Annotated in this window: 9 protein-coding genes; 7 read left to right on the top strand and 2 right to left on the bottom strand. The window is 33.8% G+C overall.

Annotation, left to right across the window (positions count from 1 at the left end):
• Nucleotides 1–13: 13 nt before the first annotated feature.
• Nucleotides 14–670 (bottom strand): molybdate ABC transporter permease subunit, encoded by a 657-nt coding sequence (gene modB, locus B3D94_RS21575; RefSeq protein WP_069481752.1) that lies wholly within the window; start codon nt 668–670, stop codon nt 14–16.
• 3 nt (nt 671–673) lie between these two features.
• Nucleotides 674–1459 (bottom strand): molybdate ABC transporter substrate-binding protein, encoded by a 786-nt coding sequence (gene modA / locus B3D94_RS21570; RefSeq protein WP_291760407.1) that lies wholly within the window; start codon nt 1457–1459, stop codon nt 674–676.
• Nucleotides 1460–1617: 158 nt separating this feature from the next.
• On the opposite strand from modA, the gene B3D94_RS21565 reads away from it, so the two are divergent.
• From B3D94_RS21565 to fabD, 7 genes are all read left to right on the top strand, one after another.
• Nucleotides 1618–2538, top strand: a complete 921-nt coding sequence (locus B3D94_RS21565; RefSeq protein ID WP_291760405.1) for a helix-turn-helix transcriptional regulator — start codon at nt 1618–1620, stop codon at nt 2536–2538.
• 241 nt (nt 2539–2779) lie between these two features.
• Complete coding sequence (locus B3D94_RS21560; RefSeq protein WP_291760402.1) at nt 2780–3115, top strand: TRIC cation channel family protein; 336 nt, start codon at nt 2780–2782, stop codon at nt 3113–3115.
• A 749-nt stretch (nt 3116–3864) separates the two neighbouring features.
• Nucleotides 3865–4587, top strand: a complete 723-nt coding sequence (locus B3D94_RS21555; RefSeq protein ID WP_069481748.1) for a 4'-phosphopantetheinyl transferase family protein — start codon at nt 3865–3867, stop codon at nt 4585–4587.
• Entirely contained in the window at nt 4580–11977 is a 7398-nt protein-coding gene (locus B3D94_RS21550; protein WP_291760397.1) for a condensation domain-containing protein, read from the top strand. The genes B3D94_RS21555 and B3D94_RS21550 overlap by 8 nt, the downstream gene beginning before the upstream one ends.
• Nucleotides 11974–13287 carry an MFS transporter gene (locus tag B3D94_RS21545; protein ID WP_069481746.1) on the top strand — a complete coding sequence of 438 codons (1314 nt, stop codon included), beginning with the start codon at nt 11974–11976 and terminating at the stop codon, nt 13285–13287. Before B3D94_RS21550 ends, B3D94_RS21545 begins: the two co-directional genes overlap by 4 nt.
• On the top strand, nt 13265–17113 hold the full coding sequence (locus B3D94_RS21540; protein WP_291760393.1) for a beta-ketoacyl synthase N-terminal-like domain-containing protein: 3849 nt from the start codon (nt 13265–13267) through the stop codon (nt 17111–17113). Before B3D94_RS21545 ends, B3D94_RS21540 begins: the two co-directional genes overlap by 23 nt.
• Before the next feature lie 41 nt (nt 17114–17154).
• Nucleotides 17155–18408, top strand: coding sequence for an ACP S-malonyltransferase (fabD, locus tag B3D94_RS21535; RefSeq protein WP_051563268.1), 1254 nt, complete (start codon nt 17155–17157; stop codon nt 18406–18408).
• Nucleotides 18409–18416: the final 8 nt, after the last annotated feature.

Genomic DNA, 18416 nt, shown 5'->3' with positions numbered 1-18416 from the left:
CCAGCTACCTCTTTTATACTTTTAGGAAATGAATGCTAAGAAGCATCAGAAAAGAAATAGCGATCATGCACAAAACCCAAGTCCAGGCAAGAGTCATGTTCCCTGAATCAATCGCCATATAAATAGCTAATGGGGTTGTTTGTGTTTTCCCAGGAATATTACCCGCAAACATTAACGTAGCCCCAAACTCACCTAATGCACGAGTGAAGCTCAAAATGCCCCCTGAAACAAGAGCCTTTAATGCAAGTGGAATGGAAACGAACATAAAGACTTGCCATTCGTTAGCCCCATCTACACGTGCTGCATGTTCAATATCGCGATCAATCGAGGCAAAGCCCGTTTTGGCCGATTGATACATTAATGGAAAGGCAACGATGGTAGAGGCGATGACGGCTGCCCACCATGTAAACATGACAGGCTGATCAAAAAGCCAGATAATTAGATTTCCTAACAAACTATTCTTCCCAAATATAACAATGAGCAGAAAACCTACTACAGTTGGAGGTAATACTAAGGGCATTAGCAAAATCGTTTCCAGTAATAGCTTTCCCCTAAAATGATGAGACGCCATCCATTTGCCCAATAAAATACCTGCCAATATAGCAATCATACCCGCAACAAAGGCAATTTCTATCGAAAGCCTAAGGGGAGACCAAAAATCGGTACCCATCCTTTATTGCGCTCCTTTAAACCCATACTTTTTAAAGACTTCCATTGCCTCATCACTTTGTAAGAAATGATAAAAATCTTCAGCCTCTTGTACATGTTTACTATTTTTAATGACACCAACAGGATAGATAATCGGTGTGTGTGTTTGATCATCTGCAGTTGCAACGACTTCGACTTTATCTGATACAAGCGCATCTGTTTTATAAACAATTCCTGCATCTACATTTTCTGTTTCGCTATAAGTAAGGACTTGGCGTACGTCTTTCGTATACACTACCTTGGATTCAAGTGACTCCCAAAGTTGCATATTTTTTAACGTTTCCACCCCATATTGCCCAGCAGGCACTGTTTCAGGTGTACCCAATGCAATTTTTCCAGCTTGTTTTAAATCTTCAAAGGATTGGATTTGTTTGTCATTTTTCTTAGGGACGATTAATACTAATTCATTTGCTAAAAGATCCATCCCCTGTTTAGGGTCAATCATCTCTTTTTCTACAAGCGCATCAAATTTATCTTCGGCTGCAGAAAAGAAAAGATCTGCAGGAGCACCTTGTAAAATTTGTTGCTGTAAAGCGCCTGAACCTCCAAAGTTATAGAGAATTTTAATTGTATCGTGTTCTTTTTCATAAGTTATTTTTAATTCTTCTAAGGCATCTTGTAAACTAGCAGCCGCAGATATGGTTAATTCAATCGACTCTTTTACTTGCGGATCTTTTTCTTCGTCTCCACAAGCAGCTAATAGACCAACTAGAATGAGTATGGATGCAAAGAAACTATAAAATTTTTTCACTTTATTTTTCTCCTTTTATAACTCGTTATAACAAGACATAACTAATTATAATAAGTTATAAGTGAAAAAGAAACCTGTAATTGGTAGAAAATTTCAAGATGTTCACACGTAAATAAATAAGTTACCATGTAAGAAGAGGCTTATAGGAGGAGAATGATATGTCACAAGAACAATCCTATACAATTGAAGAGGTTGCACAATTATTAAAGGTTTCGAAATTAACGGTCTATGATTTAGTGAAAAAAGGAGATTTGCCCGTTTTTCGAGTAGGACGCCAGATGAGGGTGGACCGTGCTGATTTACAGGACTATATACAAAAACGTAAGACCGGTAATGCCGCATCGACGCCAGTAGTAGCCAGCCAAACAAAAAAACTTCCAAGAATTATTATTAGTGGACAAGATGTAGTGTTAGATGTATTAGCAAAATACATGGAGAAAAGACAGTCTAGTAAAGTATTGAGATCTCATGAAGGTAGTTTTAATGGTCTCATGGCGATGTATAATGGAGAATGCGATATAGCCAGTTTACATATGTTTGATGGGGACACAGGAGACTACAATACACCCTATGTAAAAAAGATTTTTGTGAGCCATGCTTTTTTGCTCATTAATGTGGTGTCCCGTAGAGCAGGTTTCTATGTTCAGCAAGGAAACCCTCTCCAACTAGAATCCTTTAAAGACTTTAAGACAAAATCCTGTACGCTCATCAATCGTGAGAAAGGATCGGGTGTACGTACTTTATTAGATGAACAATTGCGTATTCATTACATAGCTCCTTCTATGATTGATGGATATGACAAAGAAGAAATGAGCCATCTCGATGTCGCATCGGCTGTAGCAAATGGGCGCGCAGATGTTGGCATAGGGGTTGAGAAAATTGCTAAACTAGTAAACGTTGATTTTATTCCTGTTATTAGAGAGCGCTATGATATTGTGCTGTTAAAAACACCTGATAATCAACAATTAATTGATACGGTGAAGGAAATTTTGACTTCAGCAGATTTCCAATCTGAAGTGACTGCATTAGGAGATTATGATGTTTCTCAAATGGGGCAGGTCATCTATGAAACACTGTAACTCTAATTATCGTTTGTATTTCTCGAATAAATGGATTACAATTTTACCTGGAAATTTTATGGTCGTTGTGTTTTCTGTACATTGCAGAATGTCTATGAAATTTCGAATGAAGATTTGGTGAGATGGACAATTTAATAGGTAAAACTGCTAAGATATTAGCCCGCCATAAAATAGTTTGCGTAATAACATGCAACTATTTTATGGCGGGCCTTTTTTCGTTTATAAAAAGGAGTTGGATTAAGTGACATGGACAGTATTACACATTATTGCCTACGCTATTAGCGGCGCTTTTGTTGCCTTACAGGCCAAGTATTCTTTTATAGGTATATTTGTGCTTGGTCTTACTACATCTTATGGTGGGTCCATTATTCATAACATTGTACTTGATATACTTGTGTCCAATATATGGGAGCGGCAAACCTTACTTGTCGTTTTAGTTACACTGACGACTATTTTATTTGTTAAAAGGAGTTGGATACATCATTGGAACCGCTTGGGATATTTCTTTGATTCTATTGACCTTGTTTCCTTTGGAATACAAGGAGGATTGTTAGCGCAAAGCCTCATCATGATCTAGGTATTATTATTCTAGCTTCCATGTTTACCTGTGTTGTGGTGGCGTGATCCGAGATTTGTTAGCAGGTAGAACGCCGCACGCACTAAGAGAAGAAATCCATGCTGTTTTGACATTTTTTTGTAGGTTTTGCATCCGGGTAGGATGGAGCAGCCCGCTTAAATTGTCAGCAATTGTTATTTTGATTGTGGTCCTTCGAATGTTATCTGTGAATAATAAATTGAAGCTTCCTTGGAAATTTTTGCATTAGCCCAAATTTCCTTGTGGCTTTAAATGAAAGAATGTTTGCTGTATCTAGTACAAATGGTTTTAAGAAGGGAGATTTAAACGTTTAATTTATGATGTTGTTTTTCATCATGAAGGATATTCCTCTGCTGGAGTTGGATTGGTAATTTATTTTAGTAATCGAACATTCGACTATTTGTTCAATAAACATACATGCTTATAACTTTCAACATAGTACAATTTTGTTTTAAAAGGAATTCTATATGAGTAGAATCCTTTTTTTTGTGATTTTTTAGAGTTTTAACAAGACTCTATGGAAATACTCGTAGACTAAGAGTAATGAATGTTAAATATAACTGAATTGGTATTTTTTATAAAATATGGTAGGTTATTTATTGACTATTTATTCCATGGTGTTTAATATTATAAATGGAAAATAGGTTTATTTTTTCAATTTAATTTACTTTAATGTAATTTTAAGGAATTTATATTCTGAGGTTGTAAAGAAAATTTTGGGGGCGTGATAGGTGATAGAAATTTGTTTAATTAAAGTACCTGTACATATTTCAAATTATTCTGAACTAATGAATTTTGTATGTACAAAAAAAGCAAGAAGAATAGAATCTTACTTAAATAAAATAGATGCATATAGGTCCTTACTATCTGAATTGCTGATGAAATATTTATTGATGAAGCATTTAAAATGTCATCCTTCCGACATAAATATACAAACGAATACATATGGGAAGCCATACTGTATCAATGGGGATTATGAATTTAACATTTCTCATTCAGGTGAATGGGTTATAGGTGTCATTGGCAATTGTGATGTAGGAATCGATATTGAAGAAATGAAAGCTAATTACGAAGATGAAATAATTAAAAATTATTTTTCAAGTATAGAAAACGCTTCGTACAATCAAACCCCAACTGAAATGAAAAAAGAACATTTTTATGATTTATGGACTTTGAAGGAAGCTTTTGTGAAAAATATTGGACTAGGTTTAAGTATTCCTTTAGATTCTTTCTCCATAGAGACTAGTCATAATGGAATTTCAATTGTACAAGATATTAGTCCTTATCCTTATTATTTCAAGCAATATAACTTCATTAATGGTTATAAAATTTCTGTATGTAGTAAAATGAATGAATTTCCATCAGAGCAACAACTAAAGATAAAAGAGTTTTCGGCCTTAGAAAAAATTTTTTTGAATAATCTAATATTAGAGGAGGATAAATATTATGAGTAAATTAATACCTCAAGTTTTAAATCTTCTTAAAAATAAAGAACTAACAAAAGATGCAGCGAAGCAAATCATTGAATCGGTGAATGAAATTAAAAATGAGTCTAAACCGAAAGTTGATAAAAAGATTGCCATTATCGGCATTTCTGCGGAATTACCTGGTGCTAAAAATTTTGATGAATTTTGGAATGTTTTAAGCAATGAACAGGACAAAATAACAGAATTAAGTGATAGTAGGAGATCGTTGTGTGAGGGGTTCCTTGTTAATAATATGGAAAAGCTTAAAATTTCAAAAGAGAAGCCGTTTTGGGATGCAGCGTGGCTAGATGAAGTTGATAAATTTGATGCTGGATTTTTTAATATTTCAGCTGCTGAAGCAAAAGTAATGGATCCACAACAGCGTAGATTTCTTCAAATCGCATATCAATGTTTTGAAGATGCTGGTTATGCAGGGAGTCGAATAAAAAACTCAAATACCGGTGTCTACATTTCAGCAGCTATGACCAATTACTCTGAAGGATTGGCTGAATTCACACCATTAAGTGTTCCAGGGAATATTCCTGCGTTTACGGCTTCAAGAATTTCTTATATTTTTAATTTAAAAGGACCGTCTTATGTTGTGAATGCTACCTGTGCCTCCTCCATGTTGGCAATTCATGAGGCCTGTGTGGGTTTAATGAATAATGATTGTGAAACGGCTTTAGTCGGCGGTGTTAATATTTTTCCTTATCCAATAAATAGTGAAAAACTGTTTATGAATGCTGCGGGTATTATGTCTGAGCAACAAAAGTGTAAACCTTTTGACGACTCAGCTAGTGGGATAGGAAGAGGAGAAGGGGCAGTAGCGCTGTTATTAAAACCTTTAGATCAAGCAATAGAAGATAATGATAATATCCACGCTGTTATAATTGCCTCCAAGGTAAATAATGATGGGACTTCAGCGGGTATTACGGCGCCAAATCCTAAAGCACATGCAGATTTATTAGCTGAAACATGGGATTTAGCGGGCATTAAGCCTGAGCAAATTGACTACATTGAAGCGCATGGCACAGGTACCCATTTAGGTGATCCTATTGAAATAAAAGGCATTCAAGAAGCAGTTGAACGAAGCAATAACGATAAGCAATTTTTACCAATTGGTTCTGTGAAGGGAAATATTGGCCATTTACTTGATGGAGCTGCAGGTTTATCGGGTGTAATCAAAGCGCTACATGTAATAAAAAAAGGAATAGTTCCACCTACAATAAATTTAGTTGAACCAAATACACATATTGATTTTGTAAATTCTCCAGTTTTTATTCCGACAGTACCATTTAACATTAAAGAGAATAAAAAAGAAAATGATCCTATTATAGCTGGTGTAAGTTGCTTTGGCTTTAATGGTACAAATGTTCATTTACTATTAGAGGGAGCTCCAACGAAGGCTGAAATTCATAAGAAAGATCATAAAAGAAAAGCATATGTCATTCCTTTTTCAGCAAAATCTGAATTATCTTTGCGAGGTACTATTGAACATTTCTCTAATTTATCTGGGGATATGATTAATCTAAGTAATTTAGCATATACGATGTGTACAGGTAGGGAGCATCATGAAATAAGATTAGCTATTATTGCTGAGACAATGGACGATTTAATAGGTGCCTGTAAAAATTTAGTCAATCTTGATATGACTAATTGGGAAAAAATTATTGATAGGACAACCGATGACGATAACACTATCAAAAAATTAGCAGAAAATTTTATTACAGGTGAAAAATGTAGTTGGCATAAACAATTTCAGGATGAGAATAATTATAAAATTTCTTTACCTACATACTACTTTGATGAAAAATCTTATTGGTTACAGAGTGATGCTAGCGTAAAAGCTATAGAGGTAAAAGGAAAAACAGCTCTTGAAGAAATCATTAGTTTAGCGGAAATAATCTTAGAAACTGAGAATATTAAGCAAACGGATAGTTTTATTTCAGTAGGTGGAAACTCTCTTTCAGGGCTACAATTTATTACCCGTTTGAAAAAACAATTTAATAGAGACTTTGTCTTAGATGATGTATTTCTTACATTCGAACAACTAAGTAAACAAGTAAACAATGATCATTTAGAATCGACAGAAGTCATACCTCAAATTAGTGTAGAAAACTATGAATTTCCACTATCATACGGTCAAAACAGATTGAGCATCATAGAACAATTAACAGACCAAAAAATGGTTTACAATACTCCATTTATTTTTAAAGTTAACGGGTTAGTTGACATTGAGAGGTTACGTCAAACATTCGATGTACTTTCACAAAGACATGAATCTTTAAGAACGGTATTTGTAAAGCATGAGGATGGAAATAAACAGAAAATACTGCAAAAACCAAACTATTTATTTGAATACAAAGATTTTAGTATAGAAGATAACGCAGAAGCAAAAGCAATGGATCAAATAAATCGTTGGAAAGAAACTCCGTATGATTTAGAAGTGGGACCACTTTTAAGAGTATTTGTGTATAAAACAGAAGAAAATAAAAGTCTGTTTGCTTTAATGATGCACCATATTATTGTAGATGGCTGGTCATTATCACTATTATCGGATGAACTTTTCACTTTGTACAATAGTAGTAATAATGAAACCTTGCCGGAAATAGAAAATACGTATGTAGATTTTGCTGCATGGCAACGTGAAAATATAGAAGGTGGTAGGTTTAAACAACATGAGGATTACTGGCTTGATACATTAAGAGGAAGTCTACCTATTACAGAAATAACAGGCGATAAATTAAGGCCAAGCACTTTCCGATATACTGGAAGGCTTAAAAGATTTGATATTAGTGCTAGCTTAGCAGATAAATTAAGAGCTTTTGCAAATACACAAGAAAGTACATTATACATGGTTTTAGTGTCGAGTGTATTTAAACTTATTAATCAGATGACTGGTGATACAGATATGGTGATCGGTACACCGGTATCTGGAAGAGTAAATGAAGAATTGGAAAAAATCATAGGTTTATTCACGAATACTATCCCATTAAGGATTAATTACGAAGAACATGATAATTTCCTTACTTTATTAAGAAATGTTAAGACTATGTTATTGGATAGCTTTAAACATCAAGAATATCCTTTCGATTTATTAGTGGAGAAATTAGATTTACCTCGGGATACTAGTCGTTCACCTTTATTTAATATAAACGTGGCACTTCAAAATTTTAAATTTAAAAATACGACGTCAGCTTTTGATGATGCAGAGTTAACACCTATTCTTTCTGAACACAAAACTAGTAAATGGGATCTTGAATTCGAATTTGTTGAATTACCAAATGGAGAGTTATTCTGTAATCTTGAGTATTATGACGGTGTATATTCATCAAGATTTATTGATTCATTAATTGAAACGTATTTAAAAATACTAGATATGATTTTACATGAGCATGAATTAACTAATATTGATGTAGAAAAAAGTAAAAGTGCTATAAATGGTCAATTTTTCGAAGATGGCAAAAACTTTTTAACTACTATTTTAATGATGGCAGAAAATAATCCACAAAAAACAGCATTGGAAGATAATGCAGGTTCGTTAACATATCGAGAGTTAGTAGATAGAAGTAAATCAATAGCAGAAAAAATGTTGAACAGCAACAGCGAAATTAAAAATGCTGTCATTATTTCTGACAATAATAGAACGGCAATTTTAGGTATTTTATCTTGTTTAATGAGTAATGTCACATTTATACCTGTATCACCTAAAAACCCAAGAGCTAGAATTGAATCTATTATCAAACAAAGTCAAGCTAACTTTATTATTTCGGAAAAGAAATTCTATTCCTTGTGTAATAGGCTGTTATTTGAAAATAAGAATATTCAAACGGTTATGGTGTTAGGAGAAACAGATTTAGATCAGTGTGCTGTTGTTGATTCAAGTGAATTAATGAACGAATCTTTGTGGAACTATTTTGCAGAAGGACAGAAAACAGAAATAGAGGCTAGTGGTTGGAATAGTAGTTATACAGGTGAAGCTTTCAGTGCCTTAGAAATGCAGGAGTATGCGGAAAACGCAGTAAACAAAATAAGAAAGTATTTACCTGAAGATTCAAATGTATTAGAGCTTGGATGTGGCTCAGGTTTGACAACATTTGCACTTGCTCCATATACAAAAACGTATACAGCTATGGATTTATCTTCCTCCATTATCGAGAGGAATAAACAGATTGCTCAGAAATCTAACTTTAGCAATATTAAATTTGACATTTCGAAGGCTCATGCCTTTAAGAAGTTTGAAACAGCATTAGATGCAGTTGTCATTAATAGTGTTATTCATTGTTTCCCAAGCTATGGCTATTTAAAGGTAGTCCTTCAAAAAGCTATTGACTCTTTAAAAGAGGGCGGAATAATTTTCTTGGGGGATTTATTAAATATTGATAAAAAAGATGAATTTGTCTCTTCTTTACAAGCATTTAAAGAAGAAAATATGGATAAGAATACTAAATTAGATTGGGATACAGATTTATTTATTAATGAAGAAATTTTAAAAGAGCTTCTCAGTGATGTAGGAGCTGATATACAAATTGAATGTTCTGAGAAGACATACACTGTAAGCAATGAGCTCAATCAATATAGATTTGATGTTGTGATCATTGTTAAAGATAAGGGCGAAAAATATAAGCAAAGCAGCACTAAAAATATGCTAAGTGAAGGTATTCATCTAGATGAGCATGTAGAAATTGAGTTAAATTCTTTTGCTAAAACTTCCCCTGCATATATTCTCTTTACATCCGGAAGTACTGGAAAACCAAAAGGTGTAGTTGTTTCAGGTAAAAATCTTAATAATTATTTAAACTGGGCTACTGCATACTATTCACCTACTGGAAAATCGTTAGATATGCCATTTTTCACTTCCATATCTGTCGATTTAACGATTACTTCAATGTTTATTCCATTGATAACGGGCGGAAAAATTATTTGCTGTGAAGGGGAAATCGATCAGGCTTTTGAAAGAGTAGCCAAGATAAAAGAAACCATAACGATAAAGGGTACACCTAAACAGATCCAGTATTTAATTGAGGATGAGAGATTTGCACCAAATGTAGAATGCTTCATCCTAGGGGGAGAAGCTTTAGATATAACTTTATGTAAAACGTTGAGAGATCAATTCCCTCATGCTCGTATCATTAATGAATATGGGCCAACTGAAGCTACTGTTGGAACGATTTATCATGAAGTAACAGAGGAAGATTTACACTCAGATTATATTCATGCGCCAATCGGATTACCGATTCATAACACGTCTGTTTACATTTTGAATAATCAGAATCAGCTAGTCCCTTCATACGGGGTTGGAGAAATCGTATTAAGTGGTGAGAGTGTTGCCCTAGGCTATTTGGGAGAGCCTAATTTAACTAGAAATAAGTTTATAGCTAACCATATTAATCATTTACAATCAGGATATTTATATAAGACAGGGGATTTAGGGCAAGTATTGCCTAACGGTAAAATTGTTTGTTATGGACGTAAGGATAATATGGTTAAAATTCGCGGCCACAGAGTGGAACTGGAAGAAATCGAAAGATATTTGCGAGAAATTCCAAGTATTAAGGATGCCGTAGTTAAACTATATAAAAATGAAGATGGTGAACAGCTTTGTGCTTACTTAGTCAGTCAACAAGAAATTAATCAAAGGGATATTGAAAAACATCTTTTACGATATTTACCAGAATCATTAATTCCAACGTATTATCAAAAAATAGAACAAATTCCAATGTCTAATAGTGGAAAAGTAGATAGACTTTCACTGCCAAGTCCTGAATTATACGACGATAGAATAGTTCAAACGGATGATATTAGTAGTTTGACAGAGATTGAAAGAGAATTGCTGTCCATACTAAAAGGGATTTTAAGTGACCGTCAATTTAACATTGATTCTGATTTCTTTAAAATTGGAGGGGACTCCATCAAGGCATTAAAGTTTATCTCAAAGGCTAAGGAAAAAAATATTAATTTGAAAATTGACCATATCTTTAATTGTAGAAGTATTCGAAAAATAGCTATGAACACTACTAAAGAAATGGACATTCAAAAAGAATGGCAGGAATTAAGTTCTAAGGAGATTCCACTTGCTCCAATGCAAAGATGGTTCTTCCAACAAACATTTAAACATGCCCACTATTGGAACTTATTAATGTCAGTAGAACTGCCTGAGAAAGTGGATGTAGCTGCTTTAGAAAAGTCTTTCCAATCAATTATTTCGGTTAATGAGAGCTTGATGACATGGTTCGATGTGAACGAGAGCAAACCAAAGGCTTTTGTTGAACCAAGCTTAGTCAACACATTTAAGCTAATTGTGAAGGATCTAAAATTAACACCTCCAAGTAGGCTAAAAGAGGAAATTGAGAAAATTCAATTCCAATTACAAAATAACTTTAATTTTGGAAAGGTATTACCAATAGGAGCAGTAGTGTTCCTAACATCTAAGAAGCCTATTTTGACATTCTTTATTCACCATCTTGTTGTTGATGGAGTTTCATGGAGGGTTTTATTAGAGGAATTAGAAAATAATTATTTAGCTATAGTAAATGGTGAAGATAAAATCAGCTTCCCAATGACGCAGTTTTCTGATTGGATAGGAGAATTGTATAAAAAAGAATTACACACGAATCATTCTTATTGGGAAAATATAGATGTGGAAAATGTACATCCATTATGCATTCAGCCTGTCAGAAAAGATTATTTATTTAAGGATCGATATCATGTAACCAAAACTCTGAGTGAGGAAAGTACAAAGCAATTTTTAAATGCTAGAAAACATTCAGAAATTTACAAACCTGATGTTCTTATTGCAGTAACATTTGCTCAAGCGTTTAGTCAAATATTCGGTCAACAAGATGTGTTATTTAACTTTGAAGGGCATGGACGAGATAGTCGCCAATCAGCGTTAGATCTTAGTAGAACAATAGGTTGGTTTACTACGATGTATCCACTACAGGTGACAATTAATACTCTAGAAGAAATGCTTTACACAGTTGGACAATCATTGAGCGAAATTGGCAGTGGTTTGGACTTTATGATAGCAAGATGGATCAAAGAAAATAACAACATTATGCATATTCAACCATCCATATTGGTCAATTATTTAGGGGATTTTGATAACGATATTAGTACTTCTGCAAATAGTAAAAATGGAGGGAACGGGGTGCTACAATACTCCTCAAATCTTCCTCAGGCCCCTGCTATTCATCCTGATAATGAACTTTCTAATATTTTGGAAATAAACATCTTTATTTTGGATGGAAAACTTAATCTAAGCTTAGAGGTAGATACACAAGTTATTAGTAATGAAAAAGCTCAACTCCTCTTATCAAAATTTGAAGAAGCTTTGGTTGAATGTAGTGGAAATGCAAAGGAGCCCCAAAATACATGATAACTTATTTTAGTAAACCAACAAACAGAGGATTTACAATCTTTTTAATGGTTGTAGCTACTCACTTTATATCTTTATTAGGCTCTTCTGTTGCAAGGTTTGGGCTTGGTGTCTGGGCCTACCAAAGTACAGGTCAAGTATCTAGTTTTGCGGTCGTTTTAGTTGCAGGATTTCTTCCAGCAATTGTGCTATCGCCTTTTATAGGAATATGGATAGATAGGAAAGGTCCGCGATTATTAATATTATTAGGAGATATTATTGGACTAATTATTTCTTCAATAATTTTCTCCTCCCTTTTATTAGGGAATATAAGTATGGTTCATGTAATTGCAGGTGCTATATCGCTTTCGATAGTTAGCTCAATGCAAACGCCAGCATTACAAACATTAGCACCTAATCTAGTGCCTAAAGAAATGTTATCAAGAGCAAATGGTGTATTTTCTATGGCATCATCGACTAGTGATGTTCTGGGGCCTGTAATTGGTGGTGTAATAATGGGGTTTGGAAGTATTGTCTATATCATTGGTGCAGAGCTAGTTACTTATTGTATTGCCATTCCTATTCTTTTAATACTTTGGACAAAATTAAGTGTAAAAGTGAACAATGACAATGAAGATAGCCATGAAAATAACTCCATTTTAGGTGATCTAAAATATGGTTTCAATTATTTAATCGAGCATAAATCTCTTCTAACTTTAGTGTTATTATTCACGGTTTTAAATTTTGCACTAGGGTTCAATCAAGTAGTTGGACAGCCATATATATTGAGCTTTGGAACTGTTGAACAATTTGGCTTACTAAGCTCTATATATGGCGGAGGAATGGTATTAGGCGGGGTACTAATGTCATTCATCAAGCTAAAGAAGCACATAATATGGTTAGTACTGATTTCAAATTTTGGTATTGGTGTATTTATAACGCTAACAGGGTTATTCAATAATATGCTACTAATTGCAGTTTTTTGGGGTGGTTTAGGGTTATTACTGCCAGTGGTGAATACAGGTACACTCACTTTAATTCAACTCCATACAGAACCCAAATTATTAGGAAGAGTTTTTTCAATTGCTAGAACATTCGCTTGGATTTCATTACCCCTCGCTTATATTATAGGAGGAATACTTGCTGATAAATTAGTTGCCTCAAACGTAAATATTATCCCTTATTTAGGTAGTGGAGAACGAGGAGTGTATGGGACGCTACTCTTACTAGCTGGAGGCTTAATTATATTAACTGTGGCAATTTTCGCTCAACTAAAATACATTAAAGAATTGGATAGGAGAGAAGAAAATGATGTACAGCACAATGTCTAAAAAAATATTAAGTTTAGTAGAAGAAAATAAATTAGATACAAATTTAGCATTAAATTTACTAGATGAAATAGAAAAAGAAACAAGTGAACCACTCGCAATCGTTGGTATGTCTTTAAGGTTTCCTAATGTCTCAAATCTGGATGATTTATGGACAGGTCTTATAAATAAAAAGGATTTTGTGACTGAATTTTCGAAAGAGCGTTTTGAATTGATTGTTAATTCTAATCCTAAATTACATGAATTGTATAGCCATTTAAAAAATAATATAACAAATGATCCAAGATCGTATGGCTCATGGCTATCTAGCATTGAACAGTTTGATCCTGAACAATTCGGATTGAATGAACATGAAGCTCAATTTATGGGGCCAGCGGAGCGTCTGTTTTTACAGGTGGCATTAGAGTCCTTATACATGGCAGGTTACAAGGAAAATCATCTAAAGGATTCAAATACTGGCGTATTTATAGCACATACACCTCATCCTGCATTTGATTATTTAAATTTATTTGAAGAAAAAGATGAACGAGCTTTTATTTCAAACATACCTGCTAATCTGGGCTATCATTTATCATATGCATTTGATCTTAAAGGTCCAGTTATGACTATTAATACGAGTTGTTCCTCTTCTTTAGCTGCTGTTCATGTTGCTAAAAATGCGCTTAAGCAGGGGGATTGTAACTTAGCAGTAGTTGCGGGAGTGAATTTGAATTTATTTCCGTATTGGGAAGAGGAAGCACCTGATTATGTTGTAAGGAGCACAAAATATAGATGTTCACCATTCGATGAAAGTGCAGATGGGATTATCGGAGGTGAAGGGGTTGCTGCTATTGTTGTAAAGAGATTATCTGATGCTATAAAGGACAACAATCACATTCATGCTGTGTTAAAGGGTTCGAGTATAAGTAGTGATGGTGCATCAAATGGAATGCAAGTCCCAAATCCTGATGCTCAATCTAAAGCAATAATGGATGCTCTGGACGATGCAAAGTTATCATTTAATGATATTGATTTTGTTGAGGCGCATGGAGCAGGTACTCAAGTAGGTGATTTACTCGAAGTGGAGGGGCTTAAAAAGGCCTATCTACAAAAATCAACTAAGACAACGGAATGTCAATTAGGCTCAATTAAGTCGAATTTTGGCCATATGGGTGATGCAGCAGGTATTGCAGGATTAATAAAAGCTGTACTATCCATAGAAAAAAGAACAGTTCCAGGTCTTAATCATTTTGCAGCAGAAAATCCTAAAATAAACTTCAAAGAAACGCCGTTCAAAGTTAGCTCAGAAAATAAAACGTTTGATGAACATAAAATTTTAAGCGCAGGTGTGAATTCTATTGGCATAAGTGGTACGAATGTTCATGTCATACTAGAGGAGTATCGACACAATAAACAGGAGCAATTAACTGAAAAATTGACACCATTGTTTATTTCAAGTAAAACTCGTAGAGCGCTTTGGGATCAAATCAAAACCTTAGCTATTCATCTTAAAGATAATGAAAATTACAGTATTCAAGATTTAGCCTATACATTCAATAATAGAAGAAGCCATGAGCAGTCTAGAGTATGTATTTTTGCAAGCAATTGTCATGAACTACTTCGAAAAGTCGAAAGATTACTAAATGTAAGAACATTCGAAAAGGTACCGAAGAATTTTTATACGCAAGGTATATTTTTAGCTGATGAACATGAAACGAAAGTTGATAGTATTAAAAATTTAGATGAATTTACCGCTACATCTCCAGCAGATAAAGCACTTATTAAGCGATACCTAGAAGGTAACAATATTATGGAGGAGTGTCGCGAATTATTTAATAATGGGAAATTACTACCGTTACCAGTCAGTATTTTTAATACAAAAAGAATATGGCCATCTAGTAAAGAGACATTCCAAAATCAGACGAAAGAGCTGTTCTTTGAAAAGAAATGGCTACATTATCCACATGATAATGAGACTACACATGAAGCATTAAAAGAAGGAACGACTTGGCTATACTTTATGAATAAAGATGATGAAAATATCGTTGCACTAAAGAATAGAATGACTGCTTTAGGTATAAAAATAATTGAAGTACTTGAAGCAGATAAATTTGTGCAATATACATCTGAACAATATGGTATTGACATCAATTCTGAAAAAGATATGTATAAGTTGTTTGAACACATAGGTGTGGAAGAATTAAGAAATTTAAAAGGGATTATCCACTCTTACACATTTAAGCATTTAGATGAAACAATGGAATCAAAAGGAAATATGGAAAAATCCCAAGAAGAAGGTATTTTCTCACTATTCAATATAACAAAAATGTTATTAGAGTTTGAGGTTACACATCCAATTCAATTAAATGTCATATCATCATTAACGGAGCAAGTTAAGGACAATGAAAAAATAATTCCTGCTAGGGTAACAACCTTTGGCTTAGCGAAAGTTATCTCGCAGGAACAACCGACTATTTCATCCTACTCTATCGATCATGATTTGGACGGAAGCTCTCAAGACATTGCTTCCCAATTATTAAAAGAGTTACAACAAGATAAAGATCATAGACCAGAATTAGTGGCATTTAGACAATCAAAAAGATATACAAAAGTTATTGAAAGACAAAGCGATGACTTTAATGGCAATGAAATTATAGTAAGAGAGAATGGAAATTATGTTATTGCCGGTGGTACAGGATATTTAGGTGTTCAATTAGGAAAGTTTTTAAGTGAAAAGCAAAACGTCAATATCATTTTATTGGCTAGAAATTTATTACCAGACCGAATGGAATGGGAAAAAATTATTGAGAATAATCAAGCTGAAGATGACATGTTGATTTATAAGCTGACATCAATTATGGAAATTGAAAGTCGAGGTTCTACAGTTACAATCATGGAGTGTGATGTGACTGAGGAACACGCTGTTAAAGAAACATTTGCGAAAATTAGACAGGATTTCGGTGAAATCAATGGTGCGTTTATGTTGGTCAAACAACTTTACCATCTATGGATAAAAGAGTTAAAGCTTAGTCAATTCAAAAAAGGCATTCATAACAGAGTAATCGGCACCTATTTAGTAGAAAAAGAATTAAATCCAGAACCATTAGATTTCTTTATCCTATTTTCTTCAATCTCTTCTTTAATGGGGACGAAATCTGCAAGTGAATGCTGCGCTGTGAATCAATATTTAGACTCAATGGCTGGGTATTTGAATCAAAAAGGAATTAAAGGTAAAACGATGAACTTTACGTTAATACTAGATGATAAAAAAGATTTTGGAAGTGATACGGCCATACCTCCGATTGATTTTGTAGATTTCCAAAATTCATTGAACTTATTCTTCAATAAGGGCTATGAATGGAGTCTAATTTCACGTTTTGATTTAGAGCAAGTCCATTATCTTAAACCAGTCATTAAAATCCCATTTGGCGAGAGTTTCTGGAGCGAAGTAGAACACTTTAATCATTCAAAAAATAATCAAAACGAAAGTATTTCGATGGAAGAAGAAGTAGTGAAAAGTGAGTTTACACTATCTGAGATTGAAGCAAGTATACGTGAAATTTGGAAAACAGTTTTAGGCATTTCAACTATTAAAGAAATTGATAATTTCTTTAGTTTAGGAGGAAGTTCTTTAAGTGCTCTAAGATTTGTTCATTTATTTAAAAATAAATTCATGGGTTTAAAATTTGAAATCTCTGATTTATATAGCAATCCTACATTCCAAGACCAAATTGTATACTGTGATCATTTTTATAACGCAAAAGATGAATTAAGCGATATTCTAGATGCATTTGAAAGTGATGATATTTCATCAGAAGAGGCACTGTCTCTATTATTGAATAAGCATTGAGTTGAAAGGGAAATGACTATTAACATTTGGAGGGATATCGTTTGAACACTGCAATTGTATTTCCAGGTCAAGGTTCACAATATGATTCTATGGGACAAGAATTATGCGAGAATTACCAAATAGCTCGCGATTTGTATAATGAAGCTAGCGATATTTTGGGCTACGATTTATTGAAAGCATGTGAAAACAAAAATGGAGAGCTTCGTAATACGGTCATAGTTCAGCCTGCAATTCTAGTTTATAGTATTGCCTGCTGGGAGATATTTAAAAAGAATAACGATGTAAAACAACTCTATTTAACTGGACATAGTCTAGGTGAACTGTCGGCAGTAGTTGCTGCCGACGGTATCCCTTTTGCAAAGTCCGTTGAATTAGTAAAGCTTCGTGCAACTGCTATGAGTGAATGTACTCAAGAAGGCGGTATGGTTGTTTGCTTTGGACTTAGTGGAGAAGAAGTAGAGGAAGTATGTCGAAGGTTAGATACGGACGATAATCATGTAACTGTTGCAAACTTTAATTCGACAAATCAAATTGTGCTAAGTGGTCATAAAAACGCATTGGAGCTGGCATCCATTGAGTTACAGAAAAAGGGAGCCGTTACAAAGATACTACCTGTTAGTGTTCCTGCTCATAGTAGACTCATGAAGCCTGCAGAAATAAGATTTCAAGCAGCTCTACAACAAACACAGATGAATGATTGTCAATATCCTATATTTTCCTGCGCTACAGGTCAACTATACAGTAAGGCTGACGAAATAGCAGATCAATTAAGTAAACAACTTACCGAAAGTGTTAGATGGCCAAAAGTTATGGACGTTCTCATTAATAAAGATGTTGACACATTTATTGAGATGGGTCCTAAAACAATTCTAACGGATATTATAAAGATGGAATATCCTGATTATCGAGCGATACCGGTTAACGAGAAAAATGGCATCCATTCTATTTTAAATAATCTTAATGAGAATATGTTAAAAGTAGAAGAGACTATCCACTTTTTACAAGCCTGTTTAAGAGTTATTATTGGAACACCTTTTAAAGCGAAAATCGATAAGCAAGACTTTGAAAGAGAAATCCATTCTCCTTATCAGCTTATTAAACAGGAATTGAAAGAGATGAAAGAGAGCAAACAGATTACAGTAGATTCTCACAGAGTGGCAAGTTTATCTCAACAATTTTTCTCTATTTTAACGCATAAAGGATTTCATAAAAATGAAACATTGGAAATTTTAAAATTATCAATCGCAAATCCGAATTTATATTCTAAATATCTAAAAATTAATAGTTTTAAATAATTTGCTAG

Source organism: Lysinibacillus sp. UBA5990, assembly GCF_002429815.1.
GTDB lineage: Bacteria > Bacillota > Bacilli > Bacillales_A > Planococcaceae > Lysinibacillus > Lysinibacillus fusiformis.
The sequence above is the reverse complement of the archived record's forward strand: the minus strand, read 5'-3'. Positions and strand labels throughout refer to the sequence as shown.

What these genes read in the sequence shown, in the direction of transcription:
- modB (WP_069481752.1), bottom strand. Translation starts at nt 670, where the DNA reads ATGGGTACCGATTTTTGGTCTCCCCTTAGGCTTTCGATAGAAATTGCC.
- B3D94_RS21565 (WP_291760405.1), top strand. Translation starts at nt 1,618, where the DNA reads ATGTCACAAGAACAATCCTATACAATTGAAGAGGTTGCACAATTATTA.
- B3D94_RS21550 (WP_291760397.1), top strand. Translation starts at nt 4,580, where the DNA reads ATGAGTAAATTAATACCTCAAGTTTTAAATCTTCTTAAAAATAAAGAA.
- B3D94_RS21545 (WP_069481746.1), top strand. Translation starts at nt 11,974, where the DNA reads ATGATAACTTATTTTAGTAAACCAACAAACAGAGGATTTACAATCTTT.
- B3D94_RS21540 (WP_291760393.1), top strand. Translation starts at nt 13,265, where the DNA reads ATGATGTACAGCACAATGTCTAAAAAAATATTAAGTTTAGTAGAAGAA.